The organism is Pandoraea captiosa (assembly GCF_902459775.1).
GTDB classification, from domain to species: domain Bacteria; phylum Pseudomonadota; class Gammaproteobacteria; order Burkholderiales; family Burkholderiaceae; genus Pandoraea; species Pandoraea captiosa.
On sequence record NZ_CABPSQ010000002.1, the window covers coordinates 1034416 to 1054846 of the forward strand.

Annotated in this window: 16 protein-coding genes; 8 read left to right on the plus strand and 8 right to left on the minus strand. The window is 63.4% G+C overall.

The window, feature by feature from the left end; all coding sequences use genetic code 11:
- Positions 1 to 230 precede the first annotated feature (230 nt).
- Together PCA31118_RS09880 and PCA31118_RS09885 are read right to left on the minus strand one after the other, a co-directional pair.
- The gene (locus PCA31118_RS09880) at positions 231 to 1559 is read right to left on the minus strand and encodes an MFS transporter (protein ID WP_044454094.1); all 1329 of its coding nucleotides are present in this window, start codon (positions 1557 to 1559) and stop codon (positions 231 to 233) included.
- Positions 1560 to 1619: 60 nt separating this feature from the next.
- A complete protein-coding gene (locus tag PCA31118_RS09885; protein WP_150625023.1) occupies positions 1620 to 3281 on the minus strand; it encodes a GMC family oxidoreductase in 1662 nt (553 codons plus the stop codon).
- A 373-nt stretch (positions 3282 to 3654) separates the two neighbouring features.
- On the opposite strand from PCA31118_RS09885, the gene PCA31118_RS09890 reads away from it, so the two are divergent.
- On the plus strand, positions 3655 to 4611 hold the full coding sequence (locus tag PCA31118_RS09890) for an IclR family transcriptional regulator (protein WP_246190155.1): 957 nt from the start codon (positions 3655 to 3657) through the stop codon (positions 4609 to 4611).
- Between the two features lie 21 nt (positions 4612 to 4632).
- Here the strand turns inward: PCA31118_RS09890 and PCA31118_RS09895 are convergent, their stop codons facing one another.
- Positions 4633 to 5421: an IclR family transcriptional regulator gene (locus PCA31118_RS09895; RefSeq protein ID WP_150625024.1), complete on the minus strand. Its 789-nt coding sequence runs from the start codon at positions 5419 to 5421 to the stop codon at positions 4633 to 4635.
- A 215-nt stretch (positions 5422 to 5636) separates the two neighbouring features.
- Here PCA31118_RS09895 and PCA31118_RS09900 point away from each other — a divergent pair, with 215 nt between their 5' ends.
- Together PCA31118_RS09900 and PCA31118_RS09905 are read left to right on the plus strand one after the other, a co-directional pair.
- Entirely contained in the window at positions 5637 to 6623 is a 987-nt protein-coding gene (locus PCA31118_RS09900) for an AAA family ATPase (RefSeq protein ID WP_150625025.1), read from the plus strand.
- A complete protein-coding gene (locus PCA31118_RS09905) occupies positions 6620 to 8362 on the plus strand; it encodes a cobaltochelatase CobT-related protein (RefSeq protein ID WP_150625026.1) in 1743 nt (580 codons plus the stop codon). Before PCA31118_RS09900 ends, PCA31118_RS09905 begins: the two co-directional genes overlap by 4 nt.
- A gap of 119 nt (positions 8363 to 8481) precedes the next feature.
- On the opposite strand, the gene PCA31118_RS09910 is transcribed toward PCA31118_RS09905, so the two are convergent.
- The 5 genes from PCA31118_RS09910 to PCA31118_RS09930 all read right to left on the minus strand — a co-directional run bounded on the left by PCA31118_RS09910 (position 8482) and on the right by PCA31118_RS09930 (position 14279).
- Positions 8482 to 9249, minus strand: a complete 768-nt coding sequence (locus tag PCA31118_RS09910) for a TSUP family transporter (RefSeq protein ID WP_150625027.1) — start codon at positions 9247 to 9249, stop codon at positions 8482 to 8484.
- Positions 9246 to 10286, minus strand: coding sequence for a phosphate acetyltransferase (gene pta / locus PCA31118_RS09915; protein WP_150625028.1), 1041 nt, complete (start codon positions 10284 to 10286; stop codon positions 9246 to 9248). The genes PCA31118_RS09910 and pta overlap by 4 nt, the downstream gene beginning before the upstream one ends.
- Before the next feature lie 77 nt (positions 10287 to 10363).
- Positions 10364 to 12196, minus strand: coding sequence for a sulfoacetaldehyde acetyltransferase (gene xsc / locus PCA31118_RS09920; RefSeq protein ID WP_425495329.1), 1833 nt, complete (start codon positions 12194 to 12196; stop codon positions 10364 to 10366).
- A 218-nt stretch (positions 12197 to 12414) separates the two neighbouring features.
- Positions 12415 to 12816 (minus strand): nuclear transport factor 2 family protein, encoded by a 402-nt coding sequence (locus PCA31118_RS09925; RefSeq protein WP_150625029.1) that lies wholly within the window; start codon positions 12814 to 12816, stop codon positions 12415 to 12417.
- Between the two features lie 32 nt (positions 12817 to 12848).
- Positions 12849 to 14279, minus strand: coding sequence for an NAD(P)/FAD-dependent oxidoreductase (locus PCA31118_RS09930; protein WP_174990412.1), 1431 nt, complete (start codon positions 14277 to 14279; stop codon positions 12849 to 12851).
- Between the two features lie 288 nt (positions 14280 to 14567).
- On the opposite strand from PCA31118_RS09930, the gene PCA31118_RS09935 reads away from it, so the two are divergent.
- From PCA31118_RS09935 to PCA31118_RS09955, 5 genes are all read left to right on the plus strand, one after another.
- The gene (locus tag PCA31118_RS09935) at positions 14568 to 14768 is read left to right on the plus strand and encodes a DUF3311 domain-containing protein (RefSeq protein WP_039395941.1); all 201 of its coding nucleotides are present in this window, start codon (positions 14568 to 14570) and stop codon (positions 14766 to 14768) included.
- Positions 14769 to 14855: 87 nt separating this feature from the next.
- A complete protein-coding gene (locus PCA31118_RS09940) occupies positions 14856 to 16274 on the plus strand; it encodes a sodium:solute symporter family protein (RefSeq protein ID WP_150625030.1) in 1419 nt (472 codons plus the stop codon).
- Between the two features lie 14 nt (positions 16275 to 16288).
- Entirely contained in the window at positions 16289 to 17956 is a 1668-nt protein-coding gene (locus tag PCA31118_RS09945; protein WP_150625208.1) for an amidohydrolase, read from the plus strand.
- Between the two features lie 38 nt (positions 17957 to 17994).
- Positions 17995 to 18999, plus strand: a complete 1005-nt coding sequence (locus tag PCA31118_RS09950; RefSeq protein WP_246190156.1) for a CobW family GTP-binding protein — start codon at positions 17995 to 17997, stop codon at positions 18997 to 18999.
- A gap of 48 nt (positions 19000 to 19047) precedes the next feature.
- Positions 19048 to 20274 (plus strand): hypothetical protein, encoded by a 1227-nt coding sequence (locus PCA31118_RS09955; protein WP_150625031.1) that lies wholly within the window; start codon positions 19048 to 19050, stop codon positions 20272 to 20274.
- Positions 20275 to 20431 lie beyond the last annotated feature (157 nt).

Sequence of the window (20431 nt, forward strand, 5' to 3'; positions counted from 1 at the left end):
TTCATCATCGCACGAGATGACCTTCAGGCGTACTGACCATGGTCATGGCGAACGCGTTGCGCGAAATAACGAAGGGCGTGCCCGATGACGGACACGCCCTTGCGATGGCTGCGATGGCTACGGCGTGCGATGACCCGGATCGTGCCGCCGATCCCCGATCCCCGATCCCCGATCACCGATCACCGATTTCCCTGCCGCAGCGTCCCCGCTAGCGCAGGCTCGGCGCCGGCTCAATGCTCCGTCACGCCCGCGCCGTGCCACACGTGCTGGCGGCGCTTGCGACTGCCGATCCACGCAGCGGATAGCGCACTCACGAGACCGGCAATGAGCACGTAGATGCAGATCATCCAGGGCTCGCCGCCGTTTTTCTGCAACAGATACGTGGCGATGATCGGGCTCAGGCCGCTCGCGAAGATGCCCGAGAACTGATAGACGAAGGAGATGCCGGTGTAACGCACCTTCGCGTCGAACAGTTCCGAGAAGAGGGCAGCTTCCGGACCGTAGACCGAGGCGTAGATCACGCCGAGCGGAATCACGATGGACAGCCACACGAGCATCACGTTGCCGCCGCTGGCCTTCATCAGCCAGAAGCCGGCGAAGGAAGACAATCCCGTGGCGAGCGACCCCCAGAAGTAGATGCGCGTGCGGCCGATTCGATCGGACAACTTGCCGAAGAACGGAATCGTAAAGATCATCACGAACGCGGCGGCCATCACCCCGGTGAGCGCTTCGGTCTGCGACAGCTTGAGCGTTTGCGTGAGATACGCGATGGAGAACACACCGAAGATGTTGAAGAACACGCCGTCGATGAAGCGCGCCCCCATGCCCGCGAGCACGTTGCCCGGGCTTTTCGTCAGAACTTCCGCAATCGGAATCTTGATCTCGGCGCCGGCCTTCTTGATCTTCGAGAACTCCGGCGTTTCCATGACATTGAGTCGAATGTACATGCCGATGGCGACGAGCCCGACCGAGAGGAAGAAGGCCACGCGCCAGCCCCACGCGAGGAACTGCGCACTGGTGAGCACGTACGAGAGCAGCGCTACCACGCCCGAGGCCAGACACAGGCCGAGGGCGAGACCCACCTGAGGAATGCTGGCGTAATAACCGCGCTTCTCTTTCGGCGCGTATTCGAACGCCATGAGGACTGCGCCGCCCCACTCGCCGCCCAGGCCGATGCCTTGCAGCACGCGCAGGGCAAGCAACAACACCGGCGCCCATAAACCGATCTGTGCGTAGGTGGGCACCATGCCGATGAGCATCGTCGCCACGCCCATGATCGTGAGCGTCATGACGAGCATGCTCTTGCGCCCGAGCTTGTCGCCGAAGTGCCCGAAGATCACGCCACCGAGCGGGCGGCTGAGGAAGCCGACAGCGAAGGTGCCATACGCCAGCATGGTCGACACCAACGGATCGCTGCCGGGGAAGTACAGCTTGTTGAACACGATGCCGGCGACGACCCCGTAGAGAAAGAAGTCGTACCACTCGATGGTGGCGCCGATGAGGCTGGCGACGACGACACGGCGCATCTGCCGGGCGTCGGTCTGGGTCGATGCATTCATGGTTGTCTCCGAATCTGGTGAAGCTTGTAATGGGGTTGGGGGCTGATGACTGCGATGCGACTACACCGCCAGGACAGCTTCCGTCGGCGCCTGCCTGCTGCCGCGGATTTCCTGCATGCCCGACGCTTGCTTCCTGTCCTCGAGAATCATGTCGGCCGCTTTCTCGGCAATCATGATGGTCGGTGCATTCGTGTTGCCCGACACCAGCTCGGGCATGATCGACGCGTCCACGACCCGCAGTGCGGCAAGGCCATGCACGCGCAGGCGATCGTCGACGACGGCCATGGCGTCGTCGCCCATCTTGCAGGTGCCCGCCGGGTGGTAGATCGATTGGCTGAACTGTCGCGCTGCCTGAAGTAGTTCCTCGTCGCTCCGGTACTGCGCGCCGGGAACGAATTCGCTGATGATGTGCGGCGCGAGCGAGGGCGCTGCCGCGATGCGGCGCGCGACTTTGATGCCGTCGATCACCACGCGGTGATCGCGCTCGTCCGAGAGGTAGTTCGCGTGAATCGTCGGGTACTGCAACGGGTCGTTCGCGCGGATCTCGACACTGCCCCGGCTATGCGGTCGCAACTGGCACACGGACGACGTGAAGGCCGAGAAGCGATGCGCCCCCTTGCCCGGCTTGTCGGCGGAGAGCGGCTGCATGTGGAACTGAATATCCGGACGCGTGAGTTCCGGGCGTGAGCGCGTGAAGATCGTGACCTGACTCGCAGCGAGCGTGAGCGGGCCGGTGCGAAACAGCGCGTATTGCAAACCGATGAGCGCCTTGCGCAGGGGATGGTTCACCTCGTCGTTCAATGTTCGCTCGCGCGTCTTGAAGACGAGACGCACTTGCAGGTGGTCCTGCAGATTCCGGCCGACGCCCGGCAGCGCGTGGCGCAATGCAACGCCCGCTTTCGCGAGCACCGTCGTCGGCCCGACGCCCGAGTTTTGCAGCAGTTGCGGCGAGCCGATGGCCCCGGCCGCCAGAATCACTTCGACGCGCGCACGCGCCTTCTTGCGCTGACCGTCCTGCAAATACTCGACACCGACGGCGCGCTTGCCTTCGAACAGCACCCGACAGGTTTGCGCCCGCGTCTCGACGATCAGATTGGTGCGGTGACGCGCCGGTTTGAGAAAGCCCTTGGCCGTGCTCCAGCGAAACCCCTTGAAGGCCGTCTGCTGGAAGTAGCCGACGCCTTCCTGCGTCGCGCCGTTGTAGTCCTCGTTAAAGGGAATGCCGATGTCTTTGGCGGCAGCGATGAAGTGCTCGGCGATGGGCCGGCGCAGTCGCAAATCCGAGACCTTGAGCGGGCCGCCCACACCGTGATACGCATTGGCCCCGTGTTCCTGATCTTCGGACTTGCGGAAGTAGGGCAGCACGTCGGCATAGCCCCAGCCACGATTGCCCAGTTCGGCCCAACGATCGTAGTCCTCTCGCTGGCCGCGCACATAGAGCAGACCGTTGAGCGAACTGGACCCACCCAGCACCTTGCCGCGAGGCCAGTCGATCTGGCGTCCCGCCACGTTGGCGTCCGGCTCGGTGCGATAGCACCAGTCCAGTTCCGGATCGTGCATGGTCTTGAAATAGCCGACGGGGACGTGAATCCAGGGATTGCTGTCGTGTCCGCCGGCTTCGAGCAGCAGCACCCGATTCGCGGGGTCTGCACTCAGACGATTGGCAAGCACGCACCCTGCCGAGCCTGCGCCGACGATCAGATAGTCGACCTCATGTTCCATGCCGCCTGTCTCCTGCAGTCGATGTCTCATCGCCATTTGTCACGATGGGATGAAACGATTCGTTTCGGTTTGTTTCGATCCAATGTCGGCGAGCGATGCGCGAATGCCAAGGGAAAAAACGTCGACGACCGAAAACTGAAACGGATTTCGCGCTTGCGGTTTCAGAACGAAGCAATTGCTGCGGTGCATCTGCGGGGTTTTACTAGGCGTCGCGACGCGATGCCGGGCGGGTGGTGGCATGAGGCGAACGCGCGCACGAGGCACGCTCCCGGGTAATCCCGAGGCTGATCGCCCTCAAATAATTGGTATATTTTGTTTCTTTTATTGATCGACTGGTGTCGGGCGGGTGCGTCCGACGCTTCGGGAGGCAGCGATGCGGGCAACGCGCGACACTGGCACGCTGGACGACGCAGACCTGCGCGCGAGCGACGAGGCGCGCAATCTGCGAGCGCTCGCCGTGATCGAGCGTCTCGCCCTGGCCGGGCAGCCTTACACGCTGTCGCAACTCGCCTCGCGCCTGGCAATTCCGAAAGCCACGCTCATGCGGCTGATCGAAGCGCTGGAGGTATGCGGCTATGTCTCGCACGTGCCCGATTCGCGCGGTGCCGAGCGGGGGTTGTCGCTGGGGCCGCGTGCGGCGCGGCTCGCCCTCGTCACGCTGGCGAACAACAACTTCACTCGCGCGGCGCGCTCTTTGTTGCGTGCATTGGTGGATCGCGTGGGCGAGACGGTCAACCTCACGGCGCTCGACGGCGACGAAGTCCTTTACATCGAACGCGTGGAGACGAACGAGCCGCTGCGCATGCAGATGCACCCCGGCATGCGCGTGCCGCTGCACTGCACCGCGAGCGGCAAACTGTTCCTCTCGCAGATGCCGGCGGCGCAGCGTCGGGAGGTGATCTCACGGCTGTCGCTCAGGCGCATGACACCGCGCACGATCACCGATGCGAGCCTGCTCGACGCCGAACTGGACCGGCTCGCCGCGCGAGGTATCGGCATCGACAATGAAGAGTTCGTGCGCGGGATGGTCGCGGTCGGCGTGCCCGTACGTGCGCCGGACGATGCTCATGTGCGCGCCGTGCTGGCGGTACATGGCCCGACGGCACGTGTCACGCTGGAGCAGTTGATGGGGCTGGTGCCGACGCTGCGCGAGACCGCGACGGCGCTCGCACCGCTGCTCGACTGGCAGCGGGCAAGCAAGGAAGAGGCGCTGGCGAAGCGCGAGCAAGCCGAAAAATCACACGCCGCCAATTTCGCCAAAGACGCCAACGACGCCAACGACGCCAACGACGCCAAGGCGGGGCGCACCGAAGGGGCGAAGGCCGTCTGACGTCCCCTGACGCCTGACAGCTCAGAACGTCTTCGCGAGTTCCTTGGCGGCTTCCTGAAGTCGCGGCACGAATTCCATCGCTTTCGACAGCGACGTGCGCGACACCGGCGCGTGCACCGCCACGGCGGCGATACAGGCGCCGTCTTCCTTGAGCACGGGCGCGGCGACACAGGCAATACCGAGCACGAATTCCTCGTTATCGACGGCAATGCCCTTGTGCGCGATGCGGTCGAGTTCGCTTTCCAGCAACTCGGGGTCGGTCAGCGTGTTGGGGGTAAAGCGCTGGAGTTTCATCGCGCGAAGCAGCGCGGCGCGCTGCTCGCGGGGCAACATCGCCAACAGCAGCTTGCCGCTCGCGCTGCTGTGCGCGGGCACGTGCGAGCCGGGTTTCAGATCGAGACGCAGCGGCCACGGCGCTTCCATGCGGTCGAGGTAAAGCACCTCGGTTTCATGCAGCATCGTGAGGTTGCAGGTCTCGCCGAGGTCGGCCACGAGACGGCCGAGAATGGCGTGGCGCATGCGGCGTGCGCCCGCCTGCATCATCACGCCCAGACTCAGTTGCGCAAGTCGCGGGCCGATCACATAGGCGTTCTTCTGCCCCGGTTCGCGAATCACCAGACCGCCCGCTTCGAGCGATCCGAGCATGCGGTGCAGCGACGCCTTCGGCATCTGAATGTCGTGCGCCATATCGGCGAGCGAGACCGGCGCGTCGGCAGCGACGAGATACTCCAGCAGCGCGAATGCCCGCAGTGTCGGGGTATCCGCTTTGTTGTCCGATGGGGAGTCGTGCTGAATCGCTGCGTCGTTCATATGCGCCGTTCCGGAAAATGGATCAGCGGTATTGTACCCAAACAGGTTGTCGACCGGCATTGGCGAGGTTTCCGATGCGTTTCAGTTCATCCGAATCTAGACGAGCCTCCGTACAGCGTCAATCAGTGTTTTAATTATTCGGAACAAATTGTTTCTAAAAATGGTTAACGCTATGATGCGCTGACACCGTTTTGGAAATGGATGGAGACGCCGTGATGCAGACCGCAACCCAACAGCCGGATCACACCGTCGATGCCCGCACCGTGTTCGGCATCGACACCGATCTTCAGGTACCGGCGTTCAGCGAGCGCGACGATCACGTGCCCGAGATCGACACCGCCTACCGTTTCAATCCCGATGTGACGCTGGCGATCCTTGCCGGCTTCACGAACAACCGCCGGGTGATGGTGCAGGGCATGCACGGCACCGGCAAATCCACGCACATCGAACAAGTCGCTGCGCGTCTGAACTGGCCGTGCGTGCGCGCGAATCTCGATGGCCACATCAGCCGTCTCGATCTCGTGGGCAAGGACGCCATCGTGGTGCGCGACGGCCATCAGGTCACCGAGTTTCAGGAAGGCATCGTGCCGTGGGCGCTGCAACGCCCGGTCGCACTGATCTTCGACGAGTACGACGCGGGTCGCCCCGATGTGATGTTCGTCATCCAGCGCATTCTCGAGCGCGATGGGAAGTTCACGCTGCTCGACCAGAATCGCGTGATTCATCCGCACCCCGGTTTTCGCATGTTTGCGACGACGAACACCGTCGGTTTGGGCAATCTCAACGGCCTGTATCACGGCACGCAGGTGCTCAACCACGCGCAGATCGACCGCTGGAATGTCGTCGCGACGCTCAATTACCTGTCGCGTGAGGACGAAGCCGGCATTGTGCTGGCGCGCGTGCCTGCGCTCGACGACGAGGCGGGACGAACGCTCATCGAATCGATGCTCAGCGTGGCCGAACTCACGCGCAAGGGTTTCGCCACGGGGGACTTGTCCACGCTCATGTCGCCGCGCACGGTCATCAACTGGGCGGAGAACGTGGGTATCTTCCGCGATGCGGCGCTCGCGTTCCGTCTCACGTTCCTGAACAAGTGCGACGAGGCGGAACGTGCCGTGGTGGCGGAGTATTACCAGCGCGCGTTTGGGCAGGCGTTGCCGCTGACCGACGGTGGCCGCTCGTCGCTGGCCGATGCGTCATGACGATCTCGGAGCGCGAGGCGGCACGGCGCGCCGCGCGCGGCGAAGCGCTTTGCGCCGCAACCGTGCGGGCGATGACCGGCGACGCCGCGCTGCACTACAGCGGCGCGCGCCTGTGCCGGAACATGCGGGCGTTGCCGCTGCATGCGCCGCATCTGCAAATGCTGCCGGGGCCTGCCGATCAGTTGGCGACCTTGCGCGGTGCGGCGGACGGCGCGGCCCTGCGATTGCGTCACAGCGACGCCGAACTGCATCGCAGCATGCAACCGGACGCACCGATCGAGCGCCTGCTCTTCGAACTGCTGGAGCAGTTGCGATGCGAGACGCTCATCCCGGCCGGCATGCCCGGCGTTGCGATCAATCTGCGCGAGCGCTTCGAAGCGTGGTCGCGCGCAATGCATGCGTCCGGCGTGACGGAGAGCCACGTCGGCCTGCTGCTGTACACCGTTGCACAGATGAGCTGGTCGCGGCTGACCGGCTATCCCGTCATCGACGAGACGGAAGGATTGATCGAAGCCACGCGCATGGCCGTCGCACCGCGCATTGGCGGCGCGCTCGCCGGCATGCGCCTCACGCGCGCCGATCAGGCGGCGTTCGCCCCTTACGCGCGCGAACTGGCGTCCGACATTGCGGGCTTGATTCGCGCGGCCGGGGGTGAATCCCGCGACGACGATACCCAGGACGATGAAGACGAGAAGGGCGTGCGCAATGCCTTCTCGCTGTTTCTCGACTTCGACGAGCAGGAGGACGATGGCATCACGCTCGCGCACTCGGGCGACAGCCGCGTGCTGACGGCGTCCGAGCAGGGGTATCGCGTCTTCACGAATCGTTACGACCGCGAGGGGTACGCGGGAGCACTGGTGCGTCGCGCGTTGCTCACCGAATTCCGGGAACGGCTCGATGAGCGCATCGTCGCACAGGCGATCAATGTGCCCAGGCTGGCGCGCGCACTCAAGGCGGCGCTGGCCGTGCCGCAGCGTGACGGCTGGTCGTTTGGCGAGGAGCAGGGACGTATCGACGGACGGCGTCTTGCGCAACTCGTCAGTTCACCTGCCGAGCGGCGGCTCTTCCGGCTGGAAAAACACACCCTGATCGCCGAATCGATGGTGAGCTTTCTCATCGACTGTTCGGGCTCGATGAAGGCGCAGATCGACGCCGTGGCGATGATTGTCGACGTGCTTTCGCGCGCGCTGGATGCGGCAGGTGTCGCCAATGAAATCCTTGGGTTCACGACCGGTGCGTGGAACGGCGGGCGCGCCCGCACCGACTGGCTCGCGCGCGGCAAGCCGCGCTTTCCCGGGCGTCTGAACGAAGTCTCGCACCTGATTTTCAAAGACGCCGTGACGAGCTGGCGGCGTGCGCGCACCGACATCGCGGCGCTGTTCAAGGCAGATCTGTTTCGCGAGGGCGTGGACGGCGAGGCCGTCGAGTGGGCATGCGAGCGGCTGCGCGTGCGCAGCGCGAATCGGCGGCTGCTCATCGTGATTTCCGACGGCAGCCCGATGGACGCCGCCACGAATCAGGTCAACGACGTGCATTACCTCGACCACCACCTACGCGAAGTCGTCGCGCAACAACACGCGCGAGGCGACGTGGAGGTGATGGGACTCGGCGTGGGCCTCGACCTCAGTCCGTACTACCGAAACTCGGTAGCGCTCGATCTGACGAAAACTCCCGACATGACGATGCTTGCGAAGCTCGTCGACTGGATCGGTCGCGGCGGCCGACGCACGGGGGCCTAAGTTCTGCTTAAGCGCCACGTGAACACCACGTGAGCGCTACGTGAGCGCAGGGTGAGCGCGGTGTGAGCATGCACGAGCGCGATATGTACGATATGCACGTTCGGCGCTGGCGCAACCCATCACATCATCTCGATCACCGCGCCGACCATCAGATGCGCGCCAAGCAAGATCAGCGTGAGAAAAGCGAGGCGTCGTGTCATGGTGGCTGAGAGCGGCGGCGGATGGCGTCTGGCGAACAGGGTGGCCAGCGTGACGACGGGCACCGCGATCGCTGCCTGCCATCCCATGGCGGCAGGAATTTGTCCGGCGATGGCGCTGTAACCGGTACGGATCGACGCGGTCACCGCGAAGAGCAGGATCAGGGCGCAGCGAATCTGCACGAGGGTGAGCGGCTGGCGGTAGAAATAGAAGATCAGCGGGGGGCCGGAGATGCCGAACATGCCGCTGAGCAACCCACCGAAGATGCCGCTGAAGAAAAAACCCGCGTCGCCCGAGCGTTCGGACTGCGGTGCGGGTCTGATCGCCGACCCGATCCCGCCGTAGAGCACGACTGCGCCCAGCAGCAGATGCAACACGTTGGACGCCGTGCCGTTCAGATAATCGAAGAGCAGCACGCCTATGACGACGGAGGGCACAATGCCCAGCGTTGCCGCGCGCACGGCACGCCAGTCGATGAGATGCAACGTGCCCGGCAATGCGAGCGCGCTGTTCACGAGCGTCACCAGGCTCACCAGAATGGCGACGCTCGCGACCGGCGCCAGCCCGAATCCGCTCGCGCCACCCAGCACGATCATGCCCAGCCCGAAGCCGGTCACGGTCTGGAAATACGTCGCAAAGCCCAGCAGCAGCATCAATGGCAGCGACGCCTGAACCACCTGCCACGTCATGCCCGGATCGCGAGCGGCGAGATCCCGGTCAGCTTCGCGCGTGCCGCCTGTGCCTGCACGCAGGTCACGCCGATCACGTAATAGATGTCGTCCGCGCTGCATCCGCGCGAGAGATCGTTCGCCGGGCGATTCAGCCCTTGCAACAGCGGGCCGATCGCCTTTGCGCCGCCAATGCGTTCCGCCAGTTTGTAGCCGATGTTGCCGGCGTCGAGACTCGGGAAAATGAGGGTGTTGGCGTGTCCTTCGGTTTGCGAATGCACGACCTTGCGTTGCGCGATCTCTTCGACGATGGCCGCATCGAGCTGCACGTCGCCATCGATGGCAAGTTGCGGTCGGGCTGCCTTGACGAGGCGGGTGGCTTCCACCACCTTGTCGACTGCCGCATGCTTCGCGCTGCCACTGGTCGAGAACGACAGCATTGCCACGCGTGGTGGTTCCATGAGCAGCGCACTGGCGCTGTCGGCAGCCGCCATCGCGATCTGTGCGAGTTGCGCGGCATCGGGGTCGACGACCAGCGCACAGTCCGAGAAGATCAGCCCGCCCTTCATGGTATGGAACGGCTCGCACAGCATCATCAGGAAGAAGCTCGACACCAGCTGGAACGACGGTTGCACGCCGATGATCTGAATCGCCATTCGCACCACGTCGGCGGTCGTGTGGACCGCACCTGCGACCGAGCCGTCTGCGTGACCGAGGCGCACCATCATGTTGGCAAAGCCCAGTGGCGTGCGCATTTCGTCGGCGGCCTGTTCGCGCGTCATCCCCTTTTTCGAACGAATGCCATACCAGATGTGAGAGAACGCTTCTGTCATGTCCGACGTTGCCGGATCGATCAGTTCCATACCGGCGAGATCGATGCGTGCGGCGTCGGCGGCGCGCTGTGTCTTGCCGATGTCGCCGACCAGCACGATACGCGCAATTTTCTCCTGCGTGGCGCGTGCGGCGGCGCGCAGCACGCGTTCGTCGTCCGACTCGCACAACACGATGCGCATCGGTGCGCGGCGCGCGGTATCGATGATGCGGTTGATGGCTTTCATGATGTCGTCTGAAGAAAAAAAGCGCCCCCGGCACCCACAGAGCCGGGAGCGCTGTCACACGAGAAACCGCTACCGCGTCAGACGTAGTCCTTGTACTTGTCGAGCATGCGCACCGGCTTGGAGAGGGCGTCGCGGCGGAACGGATCGCCCAGTTCGCGCGTGCACATGATTTCGATGATGGTCGTCTTGCCGTGATTCATCTGGAGGTCGATGGCCTTCTTGAGTGCCGGGCCGACATCTTCCAGACGGTCGACCACGATGCCTTCGGCGCCCATCGCCCGCGCGATATTGGCGAAGCTCGGGCTTTCCAGTTCACCGGCGACGAAACGGCGGTTATAGAAGTCCACCTGATTTTTCTTCTCCGCACCCCACTGACGGTTGTGGAAGACCACGGCGGTGACCGGAATGTTGTGGCGCACGCACGTGAGCGTCTCCATCAGGCTCATGCCCCATGCGCCGTCGCCGGCATAGGAGATGGCGGGACGGTGCGGCGCCGCAACCTTCGCGCCGATGATCGTCGGGAACGCGTAGCCGCAGTTGCCCCAGCTCATGGCGGCGAAGAAGCTGCGCGGCTTGTTGAAGCGCAGGTAGCTGTTGGCCACCGAGTTGATGTTGCCGATGTCGGTGGAGACCATGACGTCTTCCGGCATCGCCTTTTCCAGCTCGCGCAGCACCTGACGCGGATGCAGATAGTGACCGCCGTTGAAGGTCTTCTCGTGCTTCTGCTCTTCGATCATGTCGAGGCTGTACGGATCGCGCTCGTGGGTCCACTCGTCGAGCTCCTTCTCCCACGCGGCTTTCTCGGTAGCGATCTGATCGGCACGTGCAGCGCGCGTGGCATCGCAGGCGAGGGCGCGCTCGGCCAGACGCTGCGACAGGGCGATGGCCGCCGCCTTGGCGTCGCCGCAGATGCCGACGGAAATCTTCTTCACGAGGCCCAGCATCTTGTGATCGGCGTCGATCTGGATGATCTTGGCGTGCTTCGGCCAGTAATCCAGACCGTGCTGCGGCAGGGTGCCGAACGGTCCAAGGCGCGAGCCGAGTGCGACCACCACGTCCGCCTGTGCGAGCAGCTTCATCGCTGCCTTCGAGCCCTGGTAGCCGAGCGGGCCGCACCACAGCGGATGGTTTGCCGGGAACGAGTCGTTGTGCAGGTAGCTGTTGACGACCGGCGCCCCGAGGCGTTCGGCCAGCGCCTTGCACTCCTCGACGGCGTCGGCCATGACCACGCCGCCACCCGAAATGATGACCGGGAATTTGGCCTGCGCGAGCAGTTCCGCAGCTTCGTTCAGGCGCTCTTCGCCGCCGGCGCCGCGGTCCAGACGTTGCGGGCGCGGAATCTCGGCCTTGATCTGACCGTAGAAATAGTCACGCGGAATGTTGAGCTGCGTGGGGCCCATTTCGGCCATGGCGCGATCGAAGCAACGGCCGGTGAATTCGGCCATGCGTGCCGGGTGCGTCACGTGGCCCTGATACTTCGTGAACTCCTGGAACATCGGCAGTTGCTTCGCTTCCTGGAAACCGCCCAGACCGATGCCCATCGTGCCCGCTTCCGGCGTGACGATCACGACCGGACTGTGCGCCCAGTAAGCGGCGGCAATCGCCGTCACGCAGTTGCTGATGCCCGGGCCGTTCTGTCCGATCACGACACCATGGCGGCCCGACACGCGGGCGTAACCGTCGGCCATGTGTCCGGCGCCTTGCTCGTGCACCACCGGAATCAGACGAATGCCGGCAGGCGCGAAGATGTCCATGGCGTCCATGAAGGCCGAGCCCATGATGCCGAACATCTCGCTCACGCCGTTGGCGACCATCGTTTCGACGAACGCCTCCGACGGCGTCATCGTTTGCGGACCGGCGTCGGAGGCCGTCATTTGCTGGGTGGCCGAAGCCGGATCTTTGGCATTCATGGGGTGTCTCCAGTGAAAAATAAACGGAACAAATAATTCCGATTTAGTTTGCTTGTATCGAAATCTAGGGGATTAAATTGCCTTGGTCAATCGGTATTTTTATTATTTGGTACGTTTTGTATTGAAAAATGTAAATTCGTTTCATTCAGCACGGCGCCTGTGTTCAGAAAAAATGCCCCGGCAGGCGGGGCGGGGAATCCGGGCGGCCTTCGGGGCAATCAGAGCGCCGGACGGTCCTTGCGGAACGCGTTCTTCACTTCGATCTTCCCGTCGCGCAGCGTGAAGACGTCGACCATGCGGGCTTCGATGCGGGTGCCGTCGGCCTTCGTGCCGCGGAATGTCGATTCCGACACGCCGCGATTTCCCGTCACGAAATGAACGCCTTCGGTCCATGAGGCGTCGGGGAAGTTCTCCCACGCGGACTGGAACGCGGCGCGTACCGCGTCACGGCCTTCGAAGGTGCGCCCGAGCATGTCCGGACCGGCGACCGCGTGAAACACGCAGTTCTCGGTCATGCAGGCCATGAGAGCGTCGATGTCGTGCCGGTTCCAGGCATCGTTGAAAGTCGCGAGTAAGTTGATCGCAGCGTCGTTGGCAGCGGCGTCGTTCTGAGGGGTCATGACAAGTTCCGGAGGTTGAGGGTGAACGGATATCAACGCGCTTCGTCCTGCGCGTGGTATCGCTGATAGAGAAAGCGTTGGCCGATGCGGCGAAACGGCGCGAAGCCTTCCCACTGCACGGTGCCGAACACGTTCGGGTATTGCAGCGCCGAATCGTAGATGGGCAGATCCCACGACGGATCGCGCTCGCCGGCGATGCGCTGGGCCAGTCGGCGTCCCGCGTGCGCGGAGAACGACACGCCGTTGCCGCCGTATCCCACGGCGTAGAAGAGGTTTTGCTTCGGATCGGGCTGCGTTACGCGCGGCATCATGTCGTGGCTGACGTCGACCCAGCCCCACCACGAGTAATCGATGCGAATGCCTTTGAGCGCGGGAAACTTGCGATGCAGTCCCTCGACGAGCACCGCCATATGCTTCGGATTCTGCGCATCGGCGCCGGTGATCGAACTGCGGCTGCCGATCTGCAGGCGGTTGTCGGGCAGCAGCCGGTAGTAGTAGCGCAGCGTGCGCGTGTCGGTGATGACTTCGTGGGTGCGAAAGTTGGTCGCCGCGATCTCGTCCGGCGTGAGCACGCGCGTGACAAGCGAATTCGACAGAATCGGCATGATCTTCGAGCGCAGCGCTTTGGTGACGTCGTTGCGCGTATAGCCGCCGGTGGCGAACGCGACGGCCCGCGCGCGGACCACCCCGCGCGGCGTGCGCACGTGATGCACGCCGTTGATCGTCTGCACGTCGAGCACGGGTGTCGACGGATGCACGCGCGCGCCCAGCGCTCGCGCCATGCGCAGATAGCCGAAGGCGAGCTTGAGCGGATGCACGCCGATGCCGTCGGGCTCGTGCAGCGCGCCGCAACTTTCCCGGTCGTCGACATATTGCTCGCTCACTTCCTCGCGCGAGAGGATGCGTGTGTCGTAGCCGAACACGTCGCGCATGACCTTCGCTTCATTGCGCAGGAAGTCCATCTTGCGCGCACGGTGCGCGATGTAGAGATGTCCGCCCGGTTGCGGATCGCACTCGGGCACCTCGGCAATCAGCGATTTGAACGTGTTGAAACCTTCTCGGATTTCGGCGTCCAGACGCAACGCCGTCTCCTTGCCCCAGCGGTCGATCCATTGCGAGCGATAGAGACGCCCGCTGGCATTTTGTCCCTGGCCGCCATTGCGGCTCGTGCATCCCCAGCACGTCTGGTTGGCTTCGAGCACGGTCGCGCGAATGCCGTGCTCACGTGCGAGAAACAGCGCGGTGGACAGTCCGGTGAAGCCGGCGCCGACGATGACCACGTCGACGTCGGCATCGCCGGGGAGCGGCCCGTCGTCTTCCGGCGGCTCGCCCGCCGTGGCCACCCAGTAAGTGGGTGCGTAGTCCATGCCCAGACCGGGCCCGGATGAGACTAACGGATCGTAAAGCGGATCGTATGGCGATGCGGAGCGACGATCCAGCGCGAAGGATTCAATCGTACCCACGTTAGGCTCCTGACGAAAATGAGCCAATACTGCCAAGAACATTTTTCCCGGATTAGTACCACCGCCGACTTGTGATGGTGCCAGCGCGAAGCGGCACCACGGCAGCGTTTTCGGCGACGACGAAGTCTCTGCCTGGCACCACACTTTCCTGCGATGTGGCTCTAAACGGCGCGAATTTTGGCTGGGGATACTGGGCCAGACAGCAGACCACTGGCCGCCATCCGGCGGCGTGGCCGATGCGAACGATGCGAACAATGCGAATGATGCGTCGCGAAGCGGAGACAGAACATGTTGAGATTGCTGATAGGTCTTGGGTTGCCGTATCTCGGTGTCGTGGGTCTGTTGCCATGGGCCGCATCCGTCGAGCGGTATGTGCTGGGCGTGCCGTTCATCTACGGCTGGATCTTCCTGTGGTTCGTGCTCACATCGGTTTGCCTGTGGCTGTGCTGGACGCTGTTCGACCGGCACATCGTCGAGGACCCGGCCTGATCGCCGCCCCCGTCGTTCTCCTGCACATACCTACAACTTCGCAAACCTGAAACACCTGCGAAATCCGCTAACTCGGAGATTGCGTTGATGGCAACCCTCATCTTTGCCGGCTTCATTCTGTTGTCGGTTTATCTCGCTTTGCGAGCGCGTGGTGGACGTGGTCCGCAAAGCGTTCACGACTTTTTCGTTGCGTCACGTCAGTTCGGTGCGTGGCTGGTGTTCTTTCTCGCGGCCGGCGAGATCTACAGCATCGGCACGATGGTAGGGTTTCCGGGCGGCATTTATGCCAAGGGGCCCACGTATGGCGTGTGGTTCCTCGGCTACATCCTGCTGGCGTATCCCGTCGGCTATTTTCTCGGCCCGAAGATCTGGGACGCGGGCAAGCGCTATAACGCGATCACCCTGCCGGATCTGTTCAAGGGGCATTTCCAGAGCCGCTTCCTTGAGTTGGTCGTCGCGGTGACGGCCATCGTCTTCCTGTTGCCGTGGGGGCAGTTGCAGTTCACCGGACTGGTGGCGGCGCTCAAGGGGTTGGGGTGGAATTTTCAGCCGCTGTGGCTCATCTGTTTCTCGGCGATGCTGGCCTTTGTCTACATTGCGATTGCCGGGGTGCGCGCTTCGGCCTATATCGCCGTGCTCAAGGACGTGCTGATGGTTGTCGCTATCGTCGTCACCGGCGTGGCAGTCGCGTGGGAGGCGGGCGTCACGCCCGTGTTTCAGGCGGCAAGCGAGCACGTGAGCAATGCCATGAGCACGCAGCAGCTCACGTTTGCCATGACGACGATCGTGTTCCAGTCGCTCGGCATGTACGTAATGCCATTCGGCGTGCAGAATTTCTTCACGGCGAAAAGCGCGGCAACGATTCGTCGCACGCAAGTGGCGATGCCGCTGTACATGCTGATGTATCCGTTCCTCGTGCTGGCGTCTTACTACGCGATCAGCCGGAACATTCAACTGACCTCACCGAACGAAGCCTTCTTCGCTGCCGTGACGCAGTTGCTGCCGTCGTGGCTCGTCGGTCTGGTCGCGGCAGGCGCAGCGCTTTCCGGACTGCTGGTGCTCGCCGGTATTTGCCTTGCCCTCGGCCCCATCGTCACGCGCAACATTCTCTCGGGCATGCCGGAGCATCGCCAGAAAGCCAGCTCGAAGCTCGTCATCGTGCTGTACCTGCTGGGCTCGATCGTTCTGACGTTGCTCACACCGAACCTGATGCTCACGCTCATCAACATGGCTTACTACGGCGTGACGCAGTTCCTGCCAGGCGTGATCGCCGTGGTGTTTCGCCTGCGCGTGCGTGCAACGGCAGTGGCCGCCGGTGTGCTCGCCGGTCAGGGGCTGGCGCTCGTGCTCTATTACCAAAACCCGGACCTCGGCGGCGTGAATCTCGGGCTGATCTGCCTGATCGTCAACGTCGTGGTGATGTCGGCGCTCCATGGGCTGCTCGGCGGCAACCGTGCGCACGCCATGGACGCGGGCGTCGGTGCGCTTTCCCCCTCCAAGAAATAACCATGACGGACAGGATGACAAACAAGGACACCTCCTCGGGAAGCCGCGACGACATTCGCGTGTACGTCGCCCGAAAGATCGTGACGATGAACCCGGCGCAGCCGGTGGCGACCCACGTTGCCGTGTGCGATGGCCGGATTCTCGCCGTGGGCGGACCCGAAGACATGCGCCGCTGGACCGACGCTGCCGCCATCGAAACACTGCGCGACAAAGTCCTCATGCCCGGTCTGGTCGAAGGGCATTGCCATCTGATGGAAGGCGCGATGTGGGACGCCGTCTATGTCGGCTACTACGACCGGCGTGGCCCGGACGGTCGACTGTGGGAGGGATTGAAGACGCCCGCAGAGGTTCTCGCCCGGCTTCGCGACGCCGAGCGGCGCATGACCGATACCCATAAGCCACTGCTCGCGTGGGGCTACGATCCGATCTTCTTCGAGGGCACACCGCTGGTCGCGCGCGATATCGATTCGGTGTCGATCACACGGGCCATTGCGATTCTGCACGCGAGCGTCCATCTGATGAACGTCAACACGCCGATGCTCGAACTTGCCGGTATCGACGGCGATACCGACGTCGAAGGCGTTGTGATCGGCGCGGATGGCGAACCGACTGGCGAGTTGCAGGAATTCGCGGCAATGTTCCCGGTATATCGCGTGATCGGTGAAGGCTTGTCGATCGCCGCAAGCGAGAGTCCGCGTGCGATCTGGAATTTCGCACGCGTGGCGCAACTGGCCGGGGTGACGACTGCCACCGACCTCGTGAACGACCTGACACCCTCGGGCAATGCCAACCTGCACGCGGCGACGGCCGATCCGCAATACCCCATACGCATCGTCCCGGCATTCGCGCCGCAACGCTGCCCCGAGGGCGGCCCGCAGCGGGTGATCGATGCGCGTGAGGGCAATACGGACAAGCTGCACTACGGGCCGGTCAAGTTCATCGTCGACGGATCGATTCAGGGGTTCACCGCGCGTCTGCGCTGGCCCGGCTATCACAACGGCAAGCCGAATGGGCTGTGGCTCATTGCGCCCGCTCAACTGGTCGAGACGTTCCTGCCGTTTCACGCGGCAGGATTGCAGTTGCACATCCATACGAATGGAGACGAAGCGACGGAGGCGGTGCTCGATGCCATCGACGCGTTGCTTCAGACGCATCCCCGGTCGGATCACCGTCATACGTTGCAGCACTGCCAGATGGCCGACGTCGCGCAACTCACGCGGGCGCAGCGACTCGGCATGTGCGTGAATTTCTTCGCGAACCATGTGTATTACTGGGGCGACGCGCATTACGCACAGACGATGGGCCCGGATCGCGCCAATCGCATGGACGCCGCCGAGATCGCACGTCGGATCGGCCTGCCGTTCGCACTGCACTCGGATGCCCCGATCACGCAACTCAATCCGCTGTTCACCGCGTGGTGTGCGGCAAAGCGCGAGACATCTTCGGGGCGTGTGCTGGGCGAGTCGTTGCGATTGCCGGTCGACGACGCGTTGCGCGCCATCACGCTTGGCGCCGCGTTCTCGCTGGGCATGGATCATCTGATCGGCAGTATCGAAGTAGGCAAATATGCCGACTTCGCCGTGCTGGACACCGATCCGCACGAGGCGCCCATCGACGACCTGCGTCAGATGCCGGTGTGGGGCACGGTGCTCGGTGGCGAGATTTTTCGCGCGCCCGCATGATGACCGGGGCGACGACTGTGAGTGCCGGGACGACATCCGTGGCGACTGCCGCCCGGCCACCGGTACCGATGATCGTGCTCGGCGGATATCTCGGCGCCGGCAAAACGACCATCGTCAACGCGCTGCTGCGCAATGCTGACGGTCTGCGCGTGACGGTGCTCGTGAACGACTTCGGCTCGATCAATGTCGACGCCTCGCTCATTCGGGAGCGCGGCGACGACGTCATCGGACTGGAGAACGGCTGCGTGTGTTGCACGATCGGCGGCCGTCTCGTCGAAACGCTGATTGCGATCGGGGAGCGCGACGTTCGCCCGGACCTGCTGGTGATCGAGGCGAGCGGCGTGTCCGACCCGATGCGAATCGCACAGGTCGGACTCCTGGACAAGGCGTTCCGGCTTCATGGCGTTGTCGTGGCCGTGGACGCGAGTGGCATTGCGCAAACCCTGGCGGACCGCTACGTCGGCGACATTGCCACGAAGCAGATCCTGTCGGCGAGTACGCTGGTGATGACGAAGACGGATCTCGTTTCGCCAGAGGCGCTGTGCTCGATCAGGTCGCGGCTCGCTGAACTCGGCGCGACGCAGGTCGTCGTGACATCGGACCGGGGCGTCGTACCACCGGCGATTCTGTTCCCCGATCATGCACTGCCGCCTTCGGACGCATTTCGTCCGAGACCGCTCGAGGGGGCGCATCGCACGTTGCCCGCAGGGCTGCGCAGTTTCGTCTGGAACGCGGCAGGTGAGATGGAACGCGCTCACCTGAAAGCGGCGTTCGCGCGGTATCCCGGAAAGTTGCTGCGAGCGAAAGGGTTCGTGAATCTCGCTTCGAATCTCGCTTCGGCGGGCATGAGCGAGGTCCATGTCGTCGGTTCGCGTGTGAGCTTTACCCGACATCCGGACATGGCGTTGCAACCCTCGTCGATGGTCTTCATCGGGGTACTATCGGACGCCGAAATTGCGGGTCTGCGCGAGGCATTGCAGGCGGCGTGCATCGAGTCATCGCCCAGCCCGGGCCAGCCGAATTTCGAAAGGGCGTACCGGTGAGCGGAGGCTAATCTGAAGCGGTCGTATTTTATGGATGTCACCGCGATCATGAATCCGCTCAACTCGATCTCCTTAACGAATCTCACGCACGCCCAATTCCCGTTCCCGAGTTATCCCGAGAAGGATCTGAGTACTCGACGCGCGGATGCGCTGGCCAAGTTCAATACGCTCGCCAGTCAACCGGAGCACGCGTCGCCCGAACTGTTCCGCACGTTCCTTTCCGATTTCACGAGAATGGGGTGGTGGGATGCGCTCGCCGATCTTTTCTTTCGGTCCGGGGCGAAGCGGGAGATTCTCAACGCCGTGGCGATTTGTCATATCGCATCGTTTCCGGCGGGACGCGAGTTTCTCTGGGACGCGCAGTCATCGTTCGGTGACCGTTCGTTTCACGAGCACGTCGTCCTGCTGTTAATGGAGCTCGACGAAGGCGCGCGCGCTCACATGCTCGGAAATCCGACACTGAGTGAGGACGGGATGATCCTCATGAGCATTGGCGATACCGGACTCCATCTGCCCCTCACGACGGTGTGTGTCGAATGTCCCGGCCTGCTGTCGCACGAGGCAGTGGCCAGCATGTTGCTTGCCACGGACGACACCTCCCGAACGTTGCTCGGGCGCGTTGCCGATCGCGTGGCCAGCGAGCACAACGGTGTCGGAGACGCCACCTGCAATGCACTCTGGTATGCGCTGCTCGCCGGAATGAGCCAGTGTTCGGCGTTTTACAACGCAGCGCAGACGACGGATGTCCGGGATCTCGCGACCGTGTATTTGTCGGCTGCCCGGTCGATGGAAAATGCGCAGGAGATTGCGTCGGCGCTGAGTCGCTGCGCCCGGCTGTTGGAAAGGCAGGAGGACTGGGGGAATGCGGCGCAAATGCGCTGTTCGCTGGCAGCGCACTATGCCGATCAGGCGAGCAACCCCGGCATGCATTCGCACGACGACAGCCCGCAGGTGCTGACGCGCCTCGCCGTTCACGAGTCCATCGCTGCGGCGCGATGTCTCGAAAAGGCGAACGAGCCGTACGCGGCCAGACAATGGTTGCAGCGGGCACAGGGGCATTTCGACCAATTGGTCGCCGTGAGCGACTTTGATTTCCTGTCGCGTACCGGGGAGCGATTGTATGCGGCATATGGAAACGCTAACTTGCCCGACGAGGCACAACGGTTGGCGGCCGATGTGCTCCGGCTCGCAGAGACCCGTGGGCCGCTAATGATGACCACGTCGTTCCATCGCCAGCATGCGAGCTGGGTGCGCAAGCTCGACGCGGTGTTCTAAACATCGTGCCGGAGTCATGTCGGGTCTTGCACGGCTTGCGCGGGCCGTCGGCTTCCCATGAGGGATGGGCAAAAGGCGAAGCCGACGGTGGCGAAAAATGAAAGGTGGCCGTCCGGTGTCAGGCGCAGACTGCCCGAATCGCATCTGCCGACGAGTC